Annotated in this window: 18 protein-coding genes; 13 read left to right on the forward strand and 5 right to left on the reverse strand. The window is 68.0% G+C overall.

All coding sequences use genetic code 11. The features are described 5' to 3' along the window. Positions 1–26: 26 nt before the first annotated feature. Positions 27–1,448: an FAD-binding oxidoreductase gene (locus ACWPN7_RS29015; RefSeq protein WP_492273544.1), complete on the reverse strand. Its 1,422-nt coding sequence runs from the start codon at positions 1,446–1,448 to the stop codon at positions 27–29. A 402-nt stretch (positions 1,449–1,850) separates the two neighbouring features. Between ACWPN7_RS29015 and ACWPN7_RS29020 the strand changes: the two genes are divergently transcribed. The 5 genes from ACWPN7_RS29020 (at position 1,851) to groL (ending at position 5,747) form a co-directional block, all read left to right on the forward strand. After that, positions 1,851–2,522, forward strand: a complete 672-nt coding sequence (locus ACWPN7_RS29020; protein WP_051658532.1) for a TetR/AcrR family transcriptional regulator — start codon at positions 1,851–1,853, stop codon at positions 2,520–2,522. Beyond that, positions 2,519–3,388: a CPBP family intramembrane glutamic endopeptidase gene (locus ACWPN7_RS29025; protein ID WP_103039877.1), complete on the forward strand. Its 870-nt coding sequence runs from the start codon at positions 2,519–2,521 to the stop codon at positions 3,386–3,388. The genes ACWPN7_RS29020 and ACWPN7_RS29025 overlap by 4 nt, the downstream gene beginning before the upstream one ends. A gap of 82 nt (positions 3,389–3,470) precedes the next feature. Beyond that, entirely contained in the window at positions 3,471–3,617 is a 147-nt protein-coding gene (locus ACWPN7_RS29030; RefSeq protein ID WP_160174859.1) for a hypothetical protein, read from the forward strand. A 137-nt stretch (positions 3,618–3,754) separates the two neighbouring features. Then, on the forward strand, positions 3,755–4,048 hold the full coding sequence (locus tag ACWPN7_RS29035; protein ID WP_040136799.1) for a co-chaperone GroES: 294 nt from the start codon (positions 3,755–3,757) through the stop codon (positions 4,046–4,048). Between the two features lie 67 nt (positions 4,049–4,115). Next, positions 4,116–5,747 carry a chaperonin GroEL gene (groL, locus tag ACWPN7_RS29040; RefSeq protein ID WP_451995276.1) on the forward strand — a complete coding sequence of 544 codons (1,632 nt, stop codon included), beginning with the start codon at positions 4,116–4,118 and terminating at the stop codon, positions 5,745–5,747. 132 nt (positions 5,748–5,879) lie between these two features. Here the strand turns inward: groL and cysE are convergent, their stop codons facing one another. Genes cysE through ACWPN7_RS29055 form a run of 3 tightly spaced genes read right to left on the reverse strand, consistent with a single transcriptional unit; the run spans position 5,880 to position 9,494 of the window. Further along, complete coding sequence (gene cysE, locus ACWPN7_RS29045) at positions 5,880–6,752, reverse strand: serine O-acetyltransferase (protein ID WP_040136794.1); 873 nt, start codon at positions 6,750–6,752, stop codon at positions 5,880–5,882. A 17-nt stretch (positions 6,753–6,769) separates the two neighbouring features. Continuing rightward, positions 6,770–8,578: a family 2A encapsulin nanocompartment cargo protein cysteine desulfurase gene (locus tag ACWPN7_RS29050; protein WP_459197424.1), complete on the reverse strand. Its 1,809-nt coding sequence runs from the start codon at positions 8,576–8,578 to the stop codon at positions 6,770–6,772. Beyond that, complete coding sequence (locus tag ACWPN7_RS29055; RefSeq protein WP_459197423.1) at positions 8,565–9,494, reverse strand: family 2A encapsulin nanocompartment shell protein; 930 nt, start codon at positions 9,492–9,494, stop codon at positions 8,565–8,567. The genes ACWPN7_RS29050 and ACWPN7_RS29055 overlap by 14 nt, the downstream gene beginning before the upstream one ends. Before the next feature lie 612 nt (positions 9,495–10,106). On the opposite strand from ACWPN7_RS29055, the gene ACWPN7_RS29060 reads away from it, so the two are divergent. From ACWPN7_RS29060 to ACWPN7_RS29085, 6 genes are all read left to right on the forward strand, one after another. Beyond that, positions 10,107–10,706 carry a helix-turn-helix domain-containing protein gene (locus tag ACWPN7_RS29060; protein WP_051658531.1) on the forward strand — a complete coding sequence of 200 codons (600 nt, stop codon included), beginning with the start codon at positions 10,107–10,109 and terminating at the stop codon, positions 10,704–10,706. Positions 10,707–10,864: 158 nt separating this feature from the next. Beyond that, the gene (locus tag ACWPN7_RS29065; RefSeq protein WP_201041881.1) at positions 10,865–11,869 is read left to right on the forward strand and encodes a thiamine pyrophosphate-dependent dehydrogenase E1 component subunit alpha; all 1,005 of its coding nucleotides are present in this window, start codon (positions 10,865–10,867) and stop codon (positions 11,867–11,869) included. Next, positions 11,866–12,849, forward strand: a complete 984-nt coding sequence (locus ACWPN7_RS29070) for an alpha-ketoacid dehydrogenase subunit beta (RefSeq protein ID WP_459197422.1) — start codon at positions 11,866–11,868, stop codon at positions 12,847–12,849. Before ACWPN7_RS29065 ends, ACWPN7_RS29070 begins: the two co-directional genes overlap by 4 nt. A 29-nt stretch (positions 12,850–12,878) precedes the next feature. Then, positions 12,879–13,916: a DctP family TRAP transporter solute-binding subunit gene (locus ACWPN7_RS29075; RefSeq protein ID WP_200475727.1), complete on the forward strand. Its 1,038-nt coding sequence runs from the start codon at positions 12,879–12,881 to the stop codon at positions 13,914–13,916. A gap of 8 nt (positions 13,917–13,924) precedes the next feature. Further along, complete coding sequence (locus ACWPN7_RS29080) at positions 13,925–14,449, forward strand: TRAP transporter small permease (RefSeq protein WP_040136784.1); 525 nt, start codon at positions 13,925–13,927, stop codon at positions 14,447–14,449. After that, entirely contained in the window at positions 14,446–15,735 is a 1,290-nt protein-coding gene (locus tag ACWPN7_RS29085) for a TRAP transporter large permease (protein ID WP_407824603.1), read from the forward strand. The genes ACWPN7_RS29080 and ACWPN7_RS29085 overlap by 4 nt, the downstream gene beginning before the upstream one ends. A gap of 247 nt (positions 15,736–15,982) precedes the next feature. Here ACWPN7_RS29085 and ACWPN7_RS29090 read toward each other — a convergent pair whose 3' ends face one another. Continuing rightward, complete coding sequence (locus tag ACWPN7_RS29090) at positions 15,983–16,852, reverse strand: TauD/TfdA dioxygenase family protein (RefSeq protein WP_051658529.1); 870 nt, start codon at positions 16,850–16,852, stop codon at positions 15,983–15,985. A 302-nt stretch (positions 16,853–17,154) separates the two neighbouring features. Between ACWPN7_RS29090 and ACWPN7_RS29095 the strand changes: the two genes are divergently transcribed. Next, positions 17,155–18,135: an aliphatic sulfonate ABC transporter substrate-binding protein gene (locus tag ACWPN7_RS29095; protein ID WP_459197421.1), complete on the forward strand. Its 981-nt coding sequence runs from the start codon at positions 17,155–17,157 to the stop codon at positions 18,133–18,135. After that, positions 18,132–18,998, forward strand: a complete 867-nt coding sequence (locus ACWPN7_RS29100) for an ABC transporter permease (protein ID WP_456522908.1) — start codon at positions 18,132–18,134, stop codon at positions 18,996–18,998. The genes ACWPN7_RS29095 and ACWPN7_RS29100 overlap by 4 nt, the downstream gene beginning before the upstream one ends.

The raw sequence follows: 18,998 nt of genomic DNA on the forward strand, positions 1-18,998 counted from the left end.
GGATGGGGGCGGAAACGCGGAGATGATCAGCCGGGCGGCAGAAGCCGTCCGGGATTGAAGATGTTCTGCGGGTCGAGCGCCTGCTTGACGGCGCGCATCAGCGCCAACTCCGCCGACGGCTTGTAGCGGGCCATCTCGGCGAGCTGGACGCGGCCGACCCCGTGTTCGGCGCTGAAGGTGCCCTTGAGCCGGGCGGCCTCGTCGTTGACGGCGTGGCGCAGCGCCGCGGCGAGCACGTCGCGGTCGCCCGATGCGGCGGCCTCCCAGGCGTCGAAACCGAAGAAGGGAATGAAGTGGACGTTGCCGTCGCCGAGATGGGCGACGACGATCACCGGCAGGTCGGGCACCAGCGCGCGCACCGCCGCGGTGGCCGCCGCGATGAAGGCCGGCACCGCCGACAGCGGCACCGCGCAGTCGGTGGTCAGGCCGACACCGGCCTTCTTGTTGGCCTCCGACACGCTGTGGCGGATCTCCCACATGGCGTGGCGCTGCGCTTCGCTGGACGCCAGCGCCGCGTCGCTCAGCAGGTTGTCGGCGAAGGCGTCCTCCAGGATCGCCTGCAATTCGTCGTCGAGCGCCTCGCCGGAGCCGTTGTCCGACAGCTCGATCAGCACATGCCAGTCGGCCTCGCTCTCGATCGGGCTGCGGCGGCCGGGGACATGGCCGACCACCAGATCGAGCTGCAGGCGGTTGATCATCTCGAAGGCGGACAGCCGGGCCGCGCTGCGCTCCTGCACGCGGGTCAGCAGGGTCAGCGCGTCCTCCGGCGACGCCATCCCGACCCAGGCCACCGCGTGGCGCGTCGGCAGCGGGTGCAGCTTCAGCGTCGCCGCCGTAATGATGCCGAGCGTGCCTTCCGAGCCGATGAACAGATGCTTCAGATCGTAGCCGGTGTTGTTCTTGCGCAGGCCGTACAGGCCAGACCAGATGGTGCCGTCGGCCAGCACGACCTCCAGCCCCAGCACGTTCTCGCGCGTGTTGCCGTAGCGCAGGACCGAGGTGCCGCCGGCGTTGGTGGCGATGGTGCCGCCGATCTGGCAGGAGCCCTCGGCGCCCAGGCTGACCGGATAGAGCCGCCCGGCGGCGGCCTCCTGCACGGTGGCGAGGACGCAGCCGGCCTCGACCTCCATCGTGTTGTTCACCGGGTCGATGGCGCGGACCGCGCGCATGCGCGTCAGGCTGAGGATGACCGGGGCGGGTCCCGTTTCCGACGGAACGGCGCCGCCGCACAGGCTGGTGTTCCCGCCCTGCGGCAGGACCGGCACGCCGTGTCTGGCGCAGCAGCGCACCACGTCTGCCACCTGTCCGGCGTTGGCGGGACGCGCGAGGCAGAGCGCCGGTCCGCGATAGCGCCCACGCCAGTCCTCGGTGACGGCATCCAGGTCGGACGGGGCGGTCAGGACGGCGTCGGCGCCGATCAGGCTCGTCAGTTCAGCGATCACGTCCACGCGCGATCTCCTTGATCAATCCGGTGTTTAATCGATATACGATTACATCAACTGAAATATGATAGCTTGAGATTTGTTCGCCAACAAACCTCTTTTTGCGGAGAAGGCGAATTTTCGGTGGGCGGAAGGGTCGGCAAGGCCACCCCGCGTGGCCCGCACCGAGCAACCGTCCACCGCGACGTCCCATGCGGTGGCATCGGGGCCGGAGCGCGCCATGCGGACGAGGACGCCATGGACACGGCGCAGCAACGCCGTCTTGTGCCACTCGTCCAGGCCGCATTGGGCGCCCAGCCTGCTTGGCGGGGCGCGTTACCTGAGCAGAGCTGATTCCCAATAACAGCTTGCCAGCTCGACTGTCGGCGCGTTAATGACTGACGGTCAGTCATATTTGGGGCGCATGTTATGCCACGCACCAGCAAACCGGCCGATGTCCGATCCGCCGAAATCCTGAACGCAGCCGCCGGACTGTTCCGCCAGCATGGCGTCGGCGCGGTGTCGATCGACCAGATCGCTCGTGAGGCCGGTATCGCAAAGGGCACCTTCTATCTTCACTTCCAGTCCATGCGAGACCTGTTGGCGCGCATGGCGGAGGCGACGGTGACCGCCATGGCTGAGAATGTGGAGCGGGTCATCGCAACGTCCGAAAGCTCGCCGTACGAAACGTTGGTCCTCGCCTTGGCCGCGCTGAAAGCGGTGGAAGCGGATCATGCACCGCTGGCGCAGGCGCTCGATCACCCGGACAATGTCGACCTGCAGGAGCGGGCCAACATCGCGCTGGTCCTCAAGGTCGGCCCTTTGCTCGCCAGTGTGATCGAACGCGGCTGCAAAACCGGGGACTTCGCCGTCGAGGACCCGCTGTCGACCATTCAGTTCATTCTCGCTGGACAGGCTTTTCTGCTCGGAAACCCGCGCTTTGGCTGGTCGCAGGATGAGCACGGCGTGCGGCTGATGGCGACGCTGCGCCTGACCGAACGCGCGCTCGGCGCCCGCCCGGGCAGTCTCGTCTCGGCATTTCTGGCCGTTCTGGCCGGTGCGGCACCGGGTTCCGCCGAAGCGGGAAGCCTGCAATCATGACCGAAGATCAGATCATTCAACGCTACGACCGCCCTTGGACTTTCTATACCCTTGCGACGCTGGGCTCATGGACGGCCTGGGGAGGCGCGGTGTGGCTGAGCCATCGGGACGGAATCGGGCCTGCCAGCCTGACGGTCGTGGCCGCGCTTTTGTTGCTGGGGCTGCTATTTCCGTTCCTCACCGCTTGGCGGTTGACGCGAGGCGACCCGGTTCTGCGCGACGACCTGCGCCGCCGTCTGACCCGGCCCGACCGGCGGCAGTTGCGCTTTGCGACGCTGGGCGCGGGCATCATGCTCGGCAGCATCCTTCTGGCCCAGGCCCTGTCCCTGCTGCTCGGCTACAGCACCGAACAATTCCGCTTTGCGGCCCATGCCTCTTTTTCCGCAGGCATCCTACCGGGCTGGTTCCCGTTGGTTCTGGCGCCGATCATCGAGGAATTGAGCTGGCATTCCTATGGGACCGACTGCCTTAGGCGCAAGATGGCGCTGTTCTGGACTTCGATCGTCTTCGCCCTCTATTGGGCGGTTTGGCATGCACCGCTCGGCATGGTCGCTCATTATTATCAGGCGCAAGTCGCTGAAAGCGGCTGGTTGCACACACTGAACTTCGTATTGAGCCTGTTCCCCTTCGTGCTGATCATGAACTGGCTCTATTACCGTTCCAACCGCAGCATTCTTGTCGCCATCATATTCCACCTCAGCGCAGGTCTGTTCAACGAGCTGTTCCAGACCCACCCGGACACCAAGGTAATCCAGACGGGACTTCTCTTCGCGTTGACTGTGGCTATCATCATAGCCGATCCAAGCTTCTTTTTTGGCAAGACGGTCCGTGGCTTGCCGTCTGGGAAGTGGCTCACCGCGAAGTAGACTTTGAGCTTTTCCGGAAAAGCCCAGGTCAAAACCAAGCGTCTTCTGGCGGGCGATGAGGGTGGGGCAGACCGCGATGGCGATGACTTCGCCTTCTGCCGCCAGCAGCATCTGCGCGGAGCGTGACCTGACCTCGCTGATCCTCCTGTGCTTGGCCAAGCGGGTGCCGCTGCGGCATGAAGCGCCGGAGCGGCTCGCCGATTGGCGGAACCACGACAGAGGGTCCTGACGATCAATTAAACAATTTTGATTTGTTATATAAAAAACCAAAACACTATCTTTACAGTAGGAAAGAAGGATGATTATGCTCCGCTCGTGAGGTGATTACGGATCACCGCGAACGATCCGAATGAGGAGACATCAGGCATGCCGTTCCGTCCGTTGCACGACCGCGTCGTCGTCCGCCGTGTGGCGCAGGAGGAGAAGTCGAAGGGCGGGATCATCATCCCCGACACGGCCAAGGAAAAACCGCAGGAGGCCGAGGTGATCGCCGTCGGTCCCGGCGCGCGCGACGACCAGGGCCGTGTCCATCCGCTCGGCGTGAAGGTCGGCGACCGCGTGATCTTCGGCAAATGGTCGGGCACCGAGATCAAGGTGCAGGGCGAGGATCTGCTGGTCATCAAGGAAGCCGACATCGTCGGCGTGATCGAGCCCGCCTGACGACGGGCCGTCCGACCGCTTCCGCTCGAATCCATCCGAAAAAGACTTCGACAATAGGGACATCACCATGGCCGCCAAGGACGTCAAGTTTTCCGCCGAGGCCCGCGACCGCATCCTGCGCGGCGTCGACACCCTCGCCAACGCCGTGAAGGTGACGCTGGGTCCCAAGGGCCGCAACGTCGTGATCGAGAAGTCGTTCGGCGCGCCCCGCATCACCAAGGACGGAGTCTCGGTCGCCAAGGAGATCGAACTGGCCGACCGGTTCGAGAATCTCGGCGCCCAGCTGGTGCGCGAGGTCGCGTCGAAGACCGCCGATCTGGCCGGCGACGGCACCACCACCGCCACCGTGCTCGCCCAGGCCATCGTCCGCGAAGGCGCCAAGGCCGTCGCCGCCGGGCTGAACCCGCTGGACCTCAAGCGCGGCATCGATCGCGCGGTCGCCGCGGTGATCGCCGACATCGGGGCGCGGGCCAAGACCATCTCCACCAACGACGAGGTGGCGCAGGTCGGCACCATCTCCGCCAACGGCGAACGCGCGATCGGCGCCATCATCGCCGAGGCGGTGGCCAAGGTCGGCAACGACGGCGTCATCACCGTGGAGGAGGCCAAGAGCCTCGAAACCGAACTGAACGTGGTCGAAGGGCTGCAGTTCGACCGCGGCTATCTCTCGCCCTACTTCGTCACCAACGCCGAAAAGCTGGTGGCCGATCTCGACAACCCCTTCATCCTGATTCACGACAAGAAGCTGTCCAGCCTGCAGCCCCTGCTGCCGGTTCTGGAGGCCGTCGTCCAGTCCTCCCGCCCGCTGCTGATCATCGCGGAGGATGTCGAGGGCGAGGCGCTGGCGACCCTGGTGGTCAACAAGCTGCGCGGCGGCCTGAAGATCGCGGCGGTCAAGGCGCCGGGCTTCGGCGACCGCCGCAAGGCGATCCTGGAGGACATCGCCATCCTCACCAACGGCCAGGTGATCAGCGAGGATCTCGGCATCAAGCTGGAGAGCGTTTCGCTGGCCGATCTCGGCACCGCCAAGCGGGTGGTGATCGCCAAGGACGAGACGACGGTCATCGACGGCGCCGGCGGCCGCGCGGCGATCGACGCCCGCATCGTGCAGATCCGTGCCCAGATCGACGAGACCACGTCCGACTACGACCGCGAGAAACTGCAGGAACGCCTCGCCAAGCTGTCGGGCGGCGTCGCGGTGATCCGTGTCGGCGGCTCGACCGAGGTCGAGGTGAAGGAGCGCAAGGACCGCGTTGACGATGCCGTCCACGCCACCCGCGCCGCCATCGCCGAGGGCATCGTTCCCGGCGGTGGCGTGACCCTGCTTTACGCCGGCCGGGCCATCGACGCGGTGGTGCCGGTCAACGACGACGAGCGTGTTGGCATCGACATCGTCCGCCGCGCCTTGCAGGCTCCGGTGCGCCAGATCGCCGAGAACGCCGGCGCCGACGGGTCGGTCATCGTCGGCAAGCTGCTGGAGGGCAACGACACCGCCTTCGGCTACGACGCGCAGACCGGCGTCTTCACCGACCTCCTGAAGGCGGGCATCATCGATCCGGCCAAGGTCGTGCGCATCGCCTTGCAGGACGCGGCATCGGTCGCCGGCCTGCTGATCACCACGGAGGCGCTGATCGTCGAGCGTCCGGAACCGAAGTCTCCGGCGGCACCCGCCGGGGCCGGCGGCGGTTACGATTTCTGATCGGAACCGTCAGGGGACCGGCGGGCGCGGCGCTCCGCCCGCCGGCGCCCGTCCTCCCATGCCTGAAACCACCGCCTGCCGCCGGGTCCACGCCCCGACGGCAGGCGGCGGTCCTTTTTACGACGCTCCCCGTCAGATCGTGTATTCGGGTTCGGGCAGGCTCATGTCCATTTCCACCGCCGGGGCCTGACCGGAGGTGGACCAGCCGACGACGCGGGCGGGAACGCCGGCCACCGTCGCGCCGGGCGGCACCGGCTTCAGAACGACGCTGCCGGCGCCGACCTTGGCGTGGCGGCCCACCTCGATGTTGCCCAGCACCTTGGCCCCGGCGGCCAGGAGCACGCCGTCGCGCACCTTGGGATGGCGGTCGCCATGCTCCTTGCCGGTGCCGCCCAGCGTGACGCCCTGGAGGATCGACACATCGTCGCCGACCACGGCGGTCTCGCCGATCACCACCCCCGTCCCGTGGTCGATCAGCACGCCGCGCCCGATGGAAACGGCCGGATGGATGTCCACCGCGAACACCTCCGACACCCGGCTTTGCAGGAAATGGGCGAGGTCGCGGCGCCCCTGCGCCCACAGCCAGTGGGCGACGCGGTGCCATTGCAGCGCGTGGAAACCCTTGAAGTAGAGGAAGGGCGTCAGAAGGCCGTCCGCGGCCGGATCGCGGGTCACGATGGCCGTCAGGTCGGCGACCGCCGCCGCGACGATGCCGGGATCGCCGGCATGGGCCTGCTCGGTGATGTCGGCCAGACGCTCGGCGGGGATGTACCAGTCGCCCAGCTTGCGCGCCAGATGCCCGCCGAGCGCGGAGGCGAAACCGTCGTGCGACAGCACGGCGATGTGGATGAAGCTGCGCAGCAGCGGATCGCCGTCCGCCGCGGCCTCCGCCTCGGTGCGCAGACGCGCCCACAGGGCCGCCCGCTCCCGGTCGGAGTCCGTCTCGAATCCAGCGTGGTTGGCGGGGGGCTGGGCGAAGCGGGCGGGGGTGACGATGCGGCCCATGGGGCGTTTCCTTCCGGTCAGTGGCCGCGCCGGGCGAGCGTGTGGCGGATGCGGTGCAGGGCGGCGGTCAGCGCGTCCAGATCCTCGCAGGTGTTGTAGAAGGCCAGCGACGGACGCACCGTGCTCTCCACCCCGAAGCGCCGCAGGATCGGCTGCGCGCAGTGATGGCCGGAGCGCACCGCGATGCCCTCCCGGTCCAGCGCCCGCCCCACCTCCTCCGTCCGGCAGCCGTCGAGAACGAAGGAGAGGACGCCGGCCTTCTCGCGCGCCGTGCCGATCAGCCGCAGGCCGGGAACGGTCGACAGGCCGGCTGTGGCGTACTCCAGCAGGGAATGCTCGTAGGCGGCGATGACCGGCATGCCGATGCGCTCGAGATAGTCGATGGCGGCCCCCAGCCCCACGGCGTCGGCGATGTTGCCAGTCCCGGCCTCGAACCGCATGGGGGCGGGCTGGTAGACGGTCTTCTCGAAGGTCACGTCGGCGATCATGTTGCCGCCGCCCTGCCAGGGCTGCATGCCCTCCAGCACCTCCCGCCGGCCGTAGAGCAGGCCGATGCCGGTCGGGCCAAACATCTTGTGGCCGGACAGCACGAAGAAGTCGCAGCCCAGGGCCTGCATGTTCACCGGCATGTGCGACACCGCCTGCGCGCCGTCCACCAGCGTGACCGCCCCGGCGGAGCGCGCCATCGCCACCATCTCCGCCGCCGGGGTCACCGTGCCGAGCGCGTTGGACACCAGCGTCAGCGACACCAGACGGGTGCGCGGGTTCAGCAGCCGGGCGTATTCGTCCAGCCGGATCTGACCGTCCTCGTCCACCGGAACCACCCGCAGCCGCGCCCCGGTCTCGGCGCAGAGCTGCTGCCAGGGCACGATGTTGGCGTGATGCTCCAGCCAAGTGACGACGATCTCGTCGCCCTCGCGGATGTGCTGGCGGCCCCACGCCTTGGCGACGAGGTTGATCGCCTCGGTCGCGCCGCGGACGAAGACGATCTCGCCCGTGTCGGCGGCCCCGACGAAGCGGCGGGCCTTCTCGCGGGCCTCCTCATAGGCGTCGGTGGCGCGGGCGGCCAGCGCGTGGGCGGCGCGGTGAATGTTGGAATTCTCCTCCGCGTAGAAGCGGGCGAGCCGGTCGATCACCGCCTGCGGCTTCTGCGTGGTGGCGGCGTTGTCCAGCCAGATCAGCGGCTTGCCGTGCACCGTCTGGTTCAGGATCGGGAAGTCGCGGCGCGTGGCGCGCGGGTCGAAGGCCGGGCTGGCGGGCAGTGGCAGATCCGGCACCTGCTCGGCGCGGAGCTGCACCGACAGGGCGCCGACCTCCACCAGAAGGCCGGGGGCGGAGGGTACGGTGGCAGAGGGCGCTGTGGCGCCGCGACCGGCCGCCGCGTCGCGCCCGCCGTCGAGGAAATAGGGCGCGCCGGAGGGCAGGGGCGGAGCGCCCGCGACCGGCGTGGAGGGAACCGTGGCAGCACCCGGCAGTGGCGGGACCAGCGACAAGGCACCGCCCAGCGAATGCAGGATCGACCCCAGCCCGCCGTCACCGGTCGCCGATGGCACGGCGGGCGCCGTGGGTCGGAGTGAGGGGGCGGGGGAGATGGACGGGTTGGCCACCGGACCCGGCTGCGGCGCCGCGGGCAGCGGTCCCGGCGCCTGCGCCGCCGACAGCCCGGACGGCGAGGCCACGGCGGGCGCCGGGCCGGAGGGAAGTGCCTGGAAGAACTGGTTCGCGAGACGCCCGATCAGAGCGATGTCCGGCAATCCCGCCTCCGGCCCGCCGAACCCCGCCGCCGGTGGCGGCGGGGTCAGGGCGGCGGCGTCAGGCGTAGTCATAGTAGTTGCCGACATGGACATCCTCCAGCACGCCGATGGCATCCTCGGTCAGGATCGCGGCCGAGCAGTAGAGCGAGATCAGGTACGAGGCGATGGCCTTGCGGTTGATCCCCATGAAGCGGACCGACAGGCTGGGCGCCACCTCGCCGGGGACGCCGGGTTGGAACAGGCCGATCACGCCCTGCTTCGCCTCGCCGGTGCGCAGCAGGAGGATGCTGGTGCGGCCTTCGGGCGTGACGTGCAGCTTGTCGCTGGGGATCAGCGGCAAACCGCGCCAAGTCAGGAAGGGCGAGCCGTGCAGAGTGACCGTGGGCGGCGGAACGCCGCGGCGGGTGCATTCGCGCCCGAAGGCGGCGATGGCGCGCGGGTGGGCCAGGAAGAAGGCCGGCTCCTTCCACACCTTGGCGATCAGCTCGTCCAGATCGTCGGGTGTGGGCTGGCCCTTGCGCGTCTTGATGCGCTGGCCGGGGGGGGCGTTGGTCAGCAGGCCGTATTCGGCGTTGTTGATCAGCTCGCTCTCCTGGCGCTCCTTCACCTTTTCAATCAGCAGGCGCAGCTGCTCCTGAATCTGGTCGATCGGGTGGCTGTAGAGGTCGGAGACGCGGGTCTGCACGTCGAGAACGGTGGTGACCGCGTTTAGCGAATATTCCCGCGGGTTCTCGTCGTAGGGGACGAAGGTTTCCGGTAGATCGGCGTCGTTGCGCGGGCTGCACTCCACCTCGGTCCGCACCTGCCCCTGGGGATCGACGACCCGGTTCAGGCGGTAGATGCCGGCCTCCACCGGGGTCCAGGGCAGGAAGGACACCAGCCAGCGCGGCGTTATGCCCGACCACTGCGCCCGTGTCTTCGTGGCGTTGGCGAGCTGGCGGGCCGCCTGCTCGTTCAATGTTCGGCGCAGCTCGGTGTCTTCGGACATAAAATCGGCTCCTTTGGAAAGGCGGCGGGAGGAAAACGGCAGCCGGCGCCATGCACCGACTCCGGGGAATTGGCGGTTTGCGGACGCGGGAATGAAAGGTCGATGGGCGGGAGCGGAAAACCCGGCTCGGCGAAACGGCCTATGGGATGGCGCCGGCCCGCCGAAGGTGGATATGACCATGCATGGCTTTCGCCGCAGCCTCAAGCATTGGTAGCGGCGCGGCTGTCGATTGGTCCGCTATAACAGACAAGCCTCCGTTCGATTGGGCGAAGACGCGACGAAAGGAGTTTCGACGGATCACAGGGCGGTCTGGATGTTAATTTCCTATTTTGTAAATAGATAATGCGGGCGACCGTCATCGTTTTCGCCTGCGGACCGCCCTGTTATCTCCGTGAGTTTTTTGGGCAATTGGCTGGAACCCTCATACGACCTGCAAGATTTCCACGAACCGCAATTCACAGATGGGGCATTCGCTCCGTGGTAAGCACGAATGGGTTCTGTTGTATATGAGGGCGGCGCGGTCAGATGTTGTTAAATCTATTTAATTAGTAGGTAATCCGCGTTATTCTCCCTTTTCCGCAGGGACTATCCTGCGCAATGAGGGAACGAGCCGTGAGCGCCGCGAACGACGACTGCGCGTCCAGCACACCGGAATCGGCGATCCCCGCCGCTCTCGGCCGCAATCTGAGACGGTTGCGCACGCGCCAGGGCCTGTCTCTGGAGCGGTTGGCCCGACTGTCCGGCGTCAGCCGGGCGATGCTCGGACAGATCGAACTGGGACGAAGCGCCCCCACCATCACCGTGCTGTGGAAGATCGCCCGTGCCCTGGACGTGACGCTGACGGCGCTGACCCGGCTGGACGGGCGGAGCGATGTGCTTCTGATGCGGGAGGATCAGGCGCGCAGCTTCATCTCGCCGGATGGGTTGGTGCGATCGCGGTCCCTCGCGCCGCCGGGGGAGGGGCGGGGGACCGACTTCCTTGAAATCCGCCTGCGGCCGGGGGGCTGCGAAACCGGCGGTGGCGTCTCCTCCGGCGCCAGCATCAATCTGGTGGTGGCGGAGGGGGCCGTGGAACTGTGCGTCGGCAAGGGATCGCACCGTCTCGCGGCCGGCGACGCCGTCCTGTTCGAGGCGGAACGGACCTACCAGTGCCGCAACGCCGACGATGTGGAGGCCCGGCTGTTTCTGGTCCTTTCGCACGGAGAAGGCTAAGGGCGGAGCCCAGGCCGTGGAACCCGCTCGCCCATATTTTACATATTCATGGGCGGGTTAATGGATTTTTCCCAAAAATCTTCTGGAAATGCATATGCGGGTGTGAATAAACTCAACTTACCTAGTATGGAAATAGATAATCAAGGCACGGACATCCCATGGCACTACCGAGTTCGCCCTCGGACGCCGCTGCACCCGATGCAGAGCGGCTCCTGGGGCTGTACGCCACGATGCAGCGGATTCGCGTCTTCGAAACGCTGGCCGACGAGGCCCACAAGGCCGGGCAGGTGGCGGGCTACATCCATCTGTCCATCGGGCAGGAGGCCATCGCCGCCGCCGTCGGGGCGAATCTGCGTGCCGACGACGTGCTGACCAGCACGCACCGCGGCCACGGCCACACCATCGCCAAGGGCGCCGACCCGCTGGCCATGTTCCGCGAGCTGTGCGGGCGCGCGGGAGGCACCTGCGGCGGCAAGGGCGGATCGATGCACATCGCCGACTTCGCGGTCGGCATGCTGGGCGCCAACGGCGTCGTGGCCGCCGGGCTGCCCATTGCGGTCGGCGCCGCCCACGCCATCGCGCTGAAGGGCGAGGATCGGATCGCCGTCTGCTTCTTCGGCGACGGCGCCACCAACCGCGGCCCCTTCCTGGAGGCGTTGAACTGGGCCGCCGCCTTCCGGCTGCCGGTGCTGTTCGTCTGCGAGGACAACGGCTATGGCGCCACCACCCGCACCGGCAGCGTGTCGGCGGGCGGCGGTCCCGGCGCGCGGGCGGAAAGCCTGGGCATCCCGGTCACCGTGGTGGACGGCAACGAACTGGCGGCGGTGGACGCGGCGGCGGCGGCCCTCGTCCGCGCCGTGCGCGAGGGCGGCGGGCCGCGGTTCCTGCACGCCCGCACCTACCGTTTCCGCGGCCACACCTCCAGCGACCCGGCCACCTACCGCGACGCGGCGGAGGTGCAGGCGCAGCTCGCCGGCAACGACCCGATCCGCCGCGCCGCCGCCACGCTGGCCGAACTCGGCGTGACGCCGGACGCGCTGGAGCGTGTCGAGCGTCATGAGCGCGAGGCGCTGGCCGCCGCCCTTGCCACGGCTCTGGACAGCCCCTGGCCGGATCTCCGCACCGCCTTCACCGACGTACAGGACATCGGAGCGCCGCAATGAGCCGCCTGACCTACCGCGAGGCGGCGCGCCTCGCCCTCGCCCACGAGCTGGCCGCCGATCCCGCCGTCTGGACGCTCGGCGAGGACATCGGCCGGGGCGGCGTGTTCGGCCAATATCAAGGACTCCAGGCCGAATTCGGGCCGAACCGCGTCGTCGACACACCGATCTCCGAGGCCGCCATCATGGGCGGTGCGGTCGGGGCCGCCCTGCTCGGCACCCGTCCGGTGGTGGAGATGCGCTTCTCCGACTTCGCGCTCTGCGCGGTGGACGAGCTGGTCAACCAGGCGGCCAAGGCGCGCTACATGTTCGGTGGGCAGGCCCGCGTGCCGCTGGTGGTGCGCCAGCCGGTCGGGCTGTGGAGCAACTCCGCCGCCCAGCATTCGCAGTCGCTGGAGTCCTGGTACATCCACATCCCAGGCCTCGTCGTGCTGGCCCCGGCGACGCCCGCCGACAATTACGGGCTGCTGCGCGCCGCCATCCGCTCCGACGACCCGGTGGTCCATCTGGAGCACAAGGATCTGTGGCCCGCGGAGGGCGAGGTGCCGCTGGATGGCGACTGGGAGGTGCCGGTCGGCGTCGCCCGTCGCGTGCGCGAGGGCCGCGACGTCACCATCGTCACTTGGTCCGGCGGCGTCCGCATCGCCGAGGAGGCCGCCGCGCTGGCCGAGGCGCAGGGCGTGTCGCTCGACATCCTCGACCTGCGCAGCCTGTGGCCTTGGGACCGCGGCGCGGTTCTGGATTCGGTCGCCCGCACTGGGCGGCTTCTGGTGGTGCACGAGGCGGTTGAGGTGGCCGGCTTCGGCGCGGAGATTGCCGCGACCGTCGCCGACGCGCTGTTCGGCGCGCTGAAGGCGCCAGTGCGCCGGCTGGGCGCCCCGCGCATCCCCGTCCCCTATTCCCCGGCGCTGGAGCCGGCGAGCCGGATCACCGCCCCGGCGGTCGCCGCCGCGGCCGCCGGTCTGGTCTCCTGGCGCTCCTGACCCCATTCCCCTCTTCGGAGTTCCTCTTCATGCTGACGAGAACGCGCCCCCTGCTGGCCGCCGCGCTGACCCTGTTCGGCGCGCTGGCCGTCCTCTCCGCGCCCGCTGACGCCGCCGAGTACAAGAGCGAATACAAGCTGTCGGTGGTCGGCAGCCGCCCCATCCCCATCGCGGAGGGGGCCTACCGCTGGGCCGATCTGGTCACCGAGAAGACCAAGGGCCGCATCACCGTGAAGGTCTATCCCGGCTCCAGCCTCGTCGGCGGCGACAACACGCGGGAGTTCACCGGGCTGCGCCAGGGCTCCATCGACCTGCTGGTGAACTCCACCATCAACCTGTCGCCGACGGTGAAGGAGGCCAACCTCTTCTCGCTGCCCTTCCTGTTCCCGGACAGCAGGGCGTTCGACGCGGTGGCCCAGGGCGAGCCGGGCAAGGCGCTGTTCGGCATCCTGGAATCCAAGCAGGTCGTGCCGCTGGCCGTGGGTGAGAATGGGTTCCGCGCCCTGTCCAATTCGAAAAAACCGGTGCGCACGCCGGACGACCTGAAGGGGCTGAAGGTCCGCGTTGTCGGGTCGCCCATCTTCAACGACATCTTCACCGCGCTGGGCGCCAACCCGACCCAGATGACCTTCGCCGACCTGCAACCCGCCCTGTCCACCGGCGCCGTGGACGGGCAGGAGAATCCGGTCAGCCTGTTCCTCGCCGCCAAGCTCTACGGCCTGAACCAGAAGCATCTGACGCTGTGGAACTACATCGCCGACGCCGGGCTGTTCATCGCCAACAAGGAGGTGTGGGAGAGCTGGACGCCGGAGGACCGCGCCCTCGTCCGCGAAGCGGCGGTGCAGGCCGCCGCCGAATTCACCGCTTTGTCGCGCCAGGGGCTGACCGCCGAGGACCGCTCCGCCCTGACCGCTCTGGCCGCCCACGGGGTGCAGGTGGTGACGACGGAGCAGACCGATGTGGAGGCCTTCCGCAAGGCGACCCGCCCGGTCTACGAGAAATGGACGCAGACGGTTGGCGCCGACCTCGTGCGCAAGGCCGAAGAGGCCGTGGCGAAGAGCCGCTGAGACCCGCCATGGCCGAACCCAACGCCGATTCTAGTCCGGATAAGCCCCGCGTCCCTCTTGCGATCGAAGAGGCGCTGGCCGCTGCCGCCATCGCGGTGATGGGGCTGATCACCTTCGCCAACGTGGTAACGCGCTACACCACCAACGTCTCGCTGGCCTTCACGGAGGAATACGCCATCGTCCTGATGGTGGTGATGACCCTGCTGGGTGCCTCGGTGGCGGTGGCGCGCGACCATCACATCCGCATCGGTTTCCTGATCGACCGGTTCGGGCCGCGCGGGCGGTTGCGGGCGGAACTGCTGGCGCTGGGCGTCACGGCCCTGGTGTTCGGGGCGCTGGTCGTGCTGGGCACGCTGATGACCATCGACGAGTACCGGTTCGAGATTTCCTCGCCCGGTCTCGGCGTGCCGCAATGGCTCTACACGCTGTGGCTTCCGCTGCTGTCGGCGGTGGTCGCGCTGCGGGCGCTCGGGCGGGCGGTGCGGGTGATCCGACGGCCGGACATCCTGCGGGCGGGGGCCGGCGAGCCATGATCCCACTGCTGCTGTTCGCCGGCTTCTTCCTGCTGCTGTTTCTCGGCGTGCCCATCGGGGCGGGGCTGGCGCTCGCCGGGGCGGTTGCGATCGCGCTGGAGGGGTCGGGCTTCCTGTCGCTGTCCACCACGGTCTACACCGGGGTGGCGAAGTACCCGCTTCTCGCCATTCCGATGTTCGTCCTGACCGGGCTGATCTTCGAACGGTCGGGGGTGGCGGCGCGGCTGGTCGCCTTCGCGCTGGCGGTGGTCGGCAAGCGACAGGGGGCACTGCCGGCGGTCGCCATCGTCGTCGCGATGTTCATGGGCGGCATCTCCGGCTCCGGCCCGGCGACCTCCGCCGCGGTCGGTGCGGTGATGACCGCGGCCATGCTGAAGGAGGGCTATCCCCGCGCCTTCACGGCCAGCGTCATCGGCGCCGCGGCGGCGACCGACATCCTGATCCCGCCGTCCATCGCCTTCATCGTCTACAGCATCCTGGTGCCGCAGGCGTCGGTTCCAGCCCTGTTCGCCGCCGGGATCGTCCCGGGCATCCTGGCCGGTCTGGCGCTGATCGTTCCGGCGGTCTGGCTGTCGCGCCGCCACGGCTTCGGCGAGGTCGCGCGGGACGGTGAGACGCGCCCACCGCTCTGGCCCGCCTTCCGCGAGGCGGTGTGGGGGCTGATGGCCCCGGTGGTCATCCTCGGCGGGCTGCGCGGCGGGCTGTTCACCCCGACCGAGGCGGCGGTGGTGGCCGCTGCCTACGGCCTGTTCGTCGGATTCTTCGTCTACCGCACCCTGACCCTGGGCGACCTCTACGGCCTGCTGGTCGAGGCGGCGGAGGTGTCTGGGGTGATCCTGACGGTGGTGGCGCTGGCCGGCGTCTTCGCCTGGGCGACCGCGACGCTCGGCATCATCGACCCGGTGGCGCGGGGCATCCTGGCGCTGGGGATCGGCGAGTACGGCGTGCTGGCGCTGCTGATTGCGGTGCTGGTGGTGATCGGGATGTTCCTGGACGGGGTGTCCACCTTCCTGATCCTGCTGCCGATCCTGGTGCCCATCGCCAACCACTTCCAGTGGGATCTGGTGTGGTTCGGCGTGATCCTGACGATGAAGCTGGCCATCGGTCAGTTCACGCCGCCGATGGCCGTAAACCTGATGGTCACCTGCAAGATCGCTGGCACCACCATGGAAGCGACGGTGCGCTGGGTCGGCTGGCTGATCCTGGCGATGTTCGTGGCGCTGGCCCTGGTCGCCGCCCTGCCGCAGCTCGCCCTGTGGATTCCCCACACGCTGGGCTACGAGTGAGACGCGCATCATGAGCGAAGCGAAGGCCGGGTGTCTGGCCGGCAAGGTGGCGCTGGTGTTTGGGGCCGGGGTGTTTGGGGCCGGGGTGTTCGGCGCGGGTTCCTCCGCCCCCGGCTGAGGCAACGGCAAGGCGACGGCGGTCACCTATGCCCGGGAGGGCGCCCGCGCGCTCCCGGGTTTGCCAAACCGTGACCGATAGCCACACAAGTTTTTCGTTCTTTCCAGGTCGGGCAAGCCGGGACTCCGCTCAGAACGCCGTGTCCTCGCCGAAGGTGACCCGGTGGAGCAGGCGGTACTCGGTGTAGTCGGTCACCGCGTAATGGACGGTGGCGCGGTTGTCCCAGATCGCCACGTCACCGTTCCGCCAGCGCCAGCGCGCCTGGGCTTCGGGCTTCTCGAACAGCCCGAACAGGAAGGTCAGCAGCGCGTCGCTCTGCTGGCGCGACAGACCGCGGATGCGCAGGGTGAAGTTCGGGCTGACATAGACCAGCTTGCGGCCCGTGACCGGATGGGTCTGGACGACCTTGTGCACCACCGGCAGATGCTCGGCGCGGGCCTGACGGTACAGCTCTTCGCCGTTGGGCTGGGTGCGGAACCACTCGGGCCAGCCGCTGTGCTCGATGCTGTGCACCGCCTCCAGCGTTTCCAGATAGGCGCGCAAGGCCGGATCGAGGCGATCGTAGACATAGGTTCCGCTGGCCCAGGCGGTGTCGCCGCCGACGGACGGCACGTCGCGCGCGTGCAGGACCGTGCCGGTGGGCGGGTTGGCGGAAAAGGTGATGTCGGAGTGCCATTGATCGGTGCCGTACCCCGGCTGCCCCGGCTTGAACTCGATCAGTTCGACGAGCCGGTTCGAGTCGTGGCGCTTGAAATAGGCTTTGGCCTTGTCGGGATCGCCGAAAATCCGGGCGACATCGACCTGCCGCTCCGGGCTCAGCGTCTGGCCGCGGAAGAACAGCACGCCATACTCGGCCAGTGCCCGGCGCAGGTCGGCACGAACCTCCTCACCGGTGGTCTCCCTGAGGTCGATTCCGTCAACCACGGCACCGATGAAGGGGTTGTAGGGCGTCAGCGTAAAGCGGCGGAAGCCATCGGCATGAGGGGATTTCGTCGTCATTGGATCGTCCTTCGGCCAAGGCAGCGGAGCGGAGTGCCCACCGTGAATAATCCATAATTCAAGTAGGCAAATAAGCTTTGCTCGTTGATATAGATCAATCAACAAGAAAATTTGATCCTAGTCGGAAAAAATTACACAAAAACTCCGCGTCGGTATCAGGGTGGCTTGACACCAATGTGTGTTAAATGAAATAGGAACAACCACAATATGAATAGGGAAAACAGGGGATCCTGGTAGCGGCGATGCGCGACCCGGCCAGCGAACCCCGATCCCAAACCCGAGCATGAAGCGAGGTATCGACCATGGCCGTTTCCAGATTTGTCGCCTTGGCCGTCGCGGCCGCCATCGGCCTCGGGCTGGCCGGAACCGCCACCACCTCCGCCGCTGCCGACGATCTGCGCATCGCCGCGCAGCCCTTTCCCCTCTATGCGCCCCTGTTCGTCGCCAAGCAGAAGAAGTGGCTGGACGAGGAGCTGGCCAAGGTGGCGCCGAACGCCGCCGTCAAATGGTCGCTCTTCCCCGCCGGTCCGCCGATCAACGAATCCTTCGCCGCCGGGCAGCAGGATGTGGGCTTCGTCGGCGACACCCCGGCGTTGGTCGGCAAGGCGGCGGGGCTGGACACCAGCGCCATCGCCCTGACCTCGGACGGTCCGAAGAGCTTGGCGGTCATCGTCGGCGGCGACTCCCCCATCGCCTCGCCCAAGGAGCTGAAGGGCAGGAAGGTGGCGGTGACCAAGGGGTCCTACGCCCACCATCTGCTGGCGCTGGTGCTGGAGCAGGGCGGCCTGACGCTCAGCGACGTCGAGCTGATCAACCTGCCGGTGGCGGAGATCCCGCCGGCCATCGTCGCCGGCACCATCGACGCCGGCGCGGTGTGGGAGCCGATCCTGACCCGCTTCGAATCGCAGAAGGCGGTCCGCGTGCTGGCAGACGGCACTGGCATCAAGAAGGGGCTGCTGCTGATCGTCGCCGACAACGGCTTCCTCAAGAACCGGCCCGAGCAGGCGAAGGCGCTGTTGACGGCTTACAAGCGCGCGTCGGAGTTCATCACCGCCAATCCCAAGGAGGCCGCCGAACTCATCAGCGGCGACGTCAATCTGGCCCCCGACCTGCTGGTCCAGGTCCTGCAACGGATGAACTACGACCCGGCCATCCACGACGACGACGTGGCCGAGGTCAAGAAGACCGAGCAGTTCATGCGCGCCCACGGCCTGATCAAGACGGCGGTGGACGTGGACGCCTTCTTCAACCGCAAGCCGGCGGACGAGGCGGGGCTGAAATGAGCGCCGGACTGGCTTCCGATGCGCCTTCCGCGCAACGGGCCGGGCTGACGGCGGGGGCCGCGCGCTCCCGCCTGGGTGCCCTGGCCGGCGTCCTGCCGGGGGTGCTGGGGCGGGCGGCGCTGTATGTGGCGCTTCCCGTGGCGCTGCTGGCGGCGTGGCAGGCCGCGTTCGAGCTGGGCTACATCCGCCCCATCCTGCTGCCGCCGCCGACCAGGGTGGGCAAGGCCTTCGTCGATCTGGCAGCCAGCGGCGACCTGTTCCGCCACCTGGGCGTCAGCCTGCTGCGCGTGCTGGAGGGGTTCGCTATCGCCGCTCTGGTCGGCCTGCCGCTGGGCATCGGGATCGGCCTGTCGCGGACGCTGGACCGGCTGACCGACCTGATCATCCAGTTGACCAAGCCGATCCCGCCGATCGCCTGGATTCCGCTGGCCATCCTGTGGTTCGGCATCGGCGAGGCGGGGAAGGTCTACATCATCTTCCTCGGCGCCATCTTTCCCATCCTCGTCAACACCATCGACGGCATCCGCCAGACCGACCACCGCCATGTCGAACTGGCGCGCGTGCTGGAGGTCTCACGCCGCCGCTTCATTCTCCAGGTCGTCCTGCCGGGGGCGCTGCCGAACATCATGACCGGCCTGCGCGTCGGGCTGATGGTGGCCTGGATCTGCGTGGTCGCCGCCGAGCTGATCGCCGCCTCGTCGGGCCTCGGCTACCTCATCATGGACGCCCGGCAGATGAGCCAGACCGATCAGGTTCTGGTCGGCATGATCACCATCGGCGCCATGGGCAAGCTGCTCGACGTCGTGCTGCGCGCCGCCGAACGCCGCCTGATCACCTGGAAATCCACCTTCTCGGGGAGCTGA

It is taken from the genome of Azospirillum sp. UENF 312511, from assembly GCF_058780635.1.

What these genes read in the sequence shown, in the direction of transcription:
- ACWPN7_RS29020 (WP_051658532.1), top strand. Translation starts at nt 1,851, where the DNA reads ATGCCACGCACCAGCAAACCGGCCGATGTCCGATCCGCCGAAATCCTG.
- ACWPN7_RS29025 (WP_103039877.1), top strand. Translation starts at nt 2,519, where the DNA reads ATGACCGAAGATCAGATCATTCAACGCTACGACCGCCCTTGGACTTTC.
- ACWPN7_RS29030 (WP_160174859.1), top strand. Translation starts at nt 3,471, where the DNA reads ATGACTTCGCCTTCTGCCGCCAGCAGCATCTGCGCGGAGCGTGACCTG.
- ACWPN7_RS29035 (WP_040136799.1), top strand. Translation starts at nt 3,755, where the DNA reads ATGCCGTTCCGTCCGTTGCACGACCGCGTCGTCGTCCGCCGTGTGGCG.
- groL (WP_451995276.1), top strand. Translation starts at nt 4,116, where the DNA reads ATGGCCGCCAAGGACGTCAAGTTTTCCGCCGAGGCCCGCGACCGCATC.
- cysE (WP_040136794.1), bottom strand. Translation starts at nt 6,752, where the DNA reads ATGGGCCGCATCGTCACCCCCGCCCGCTTCGCCCAGCCCCCCGCCAAC.
- ACWPN7_RS29050 (WP_459197424.1), bottom strand. Translation starts at nt 8,578, where the DNA reads ATGACTACGCCTGACGCCGCCGCCCTGACCCCGCCGCCACCGGCGGCG.
- ACWPN7_RS29055 (WP_459197423.1), bottom strand. Translation starts at nt 9,494, where the DNA reads ATGTCCGAAGACACCGAGCTGCGCCGAACATTGAACGAGCAGGCGGCC.
- ACWPN7_RS29065 (WP_201041881.1), top strand. Translation starts at nt 10,865, where the DNA reads ATGGCACTACCGAGTTCGCCCTCGGACGCCGCTGCACCCGATGCAGAG.
- ACWPN7_RS29070 (WP_459197422.1), top strand. Translation starts at nt 11,866, where the DNA reads ATGAGCCGCCTGACCTACCGCGAGGCGGCGCGCCTCGCCCTCGCCCAC.
- ACWPN7_RS29075 (WP_200475727.1), top strand. Translation starts at nt 12,879, where the DNA reads ATGCTGACGAGAACGCGCCCCCTGCTGGCCGCCGCGCTGACCCTGTTC.
- ACWPN7_RS29080 (WP_040136784.1), top strand. Translation starts at nt 13,925, where the DNA reads ATGGCCGAACCCAACGCCGATTCTAGTCCGGATAAGCCCCGCGTCCCT.
- ACWPN7_RS29085 (WP_407824603.1), top strand. Translation starts at nt 14,446, where the DNA reads ATGATCCCACTGCTGCTGTTCGCCGGCTTCTTCCTGCTGCTGTTTCTC.
- ACWPN7_RS29090 (WP_051658529.1), bottom strand. Translation starts at nt 16,852, where the DNA reads ATGACGACGAAATCCCCTCATGCCGATGGCTTCCGCCGCTTTACGCTG.
- ACWPN7_RS29095 (WP_459197421.1), top strand. Translation starts at nt 17,155, where the DNA reads ATGGCCGTTTCCAGATTTGTCGCCTTGGCCGTCGCGGCCGCCATCGGC.
- ACWPN7_RS29100 (WP_456522908.1), top strand. Translation starts at nt 18,132, where the DNA reads ATGAGCGCCGGACTGGCTTCCGATGCGCCTTCCGCGCAACGGGCCGGG.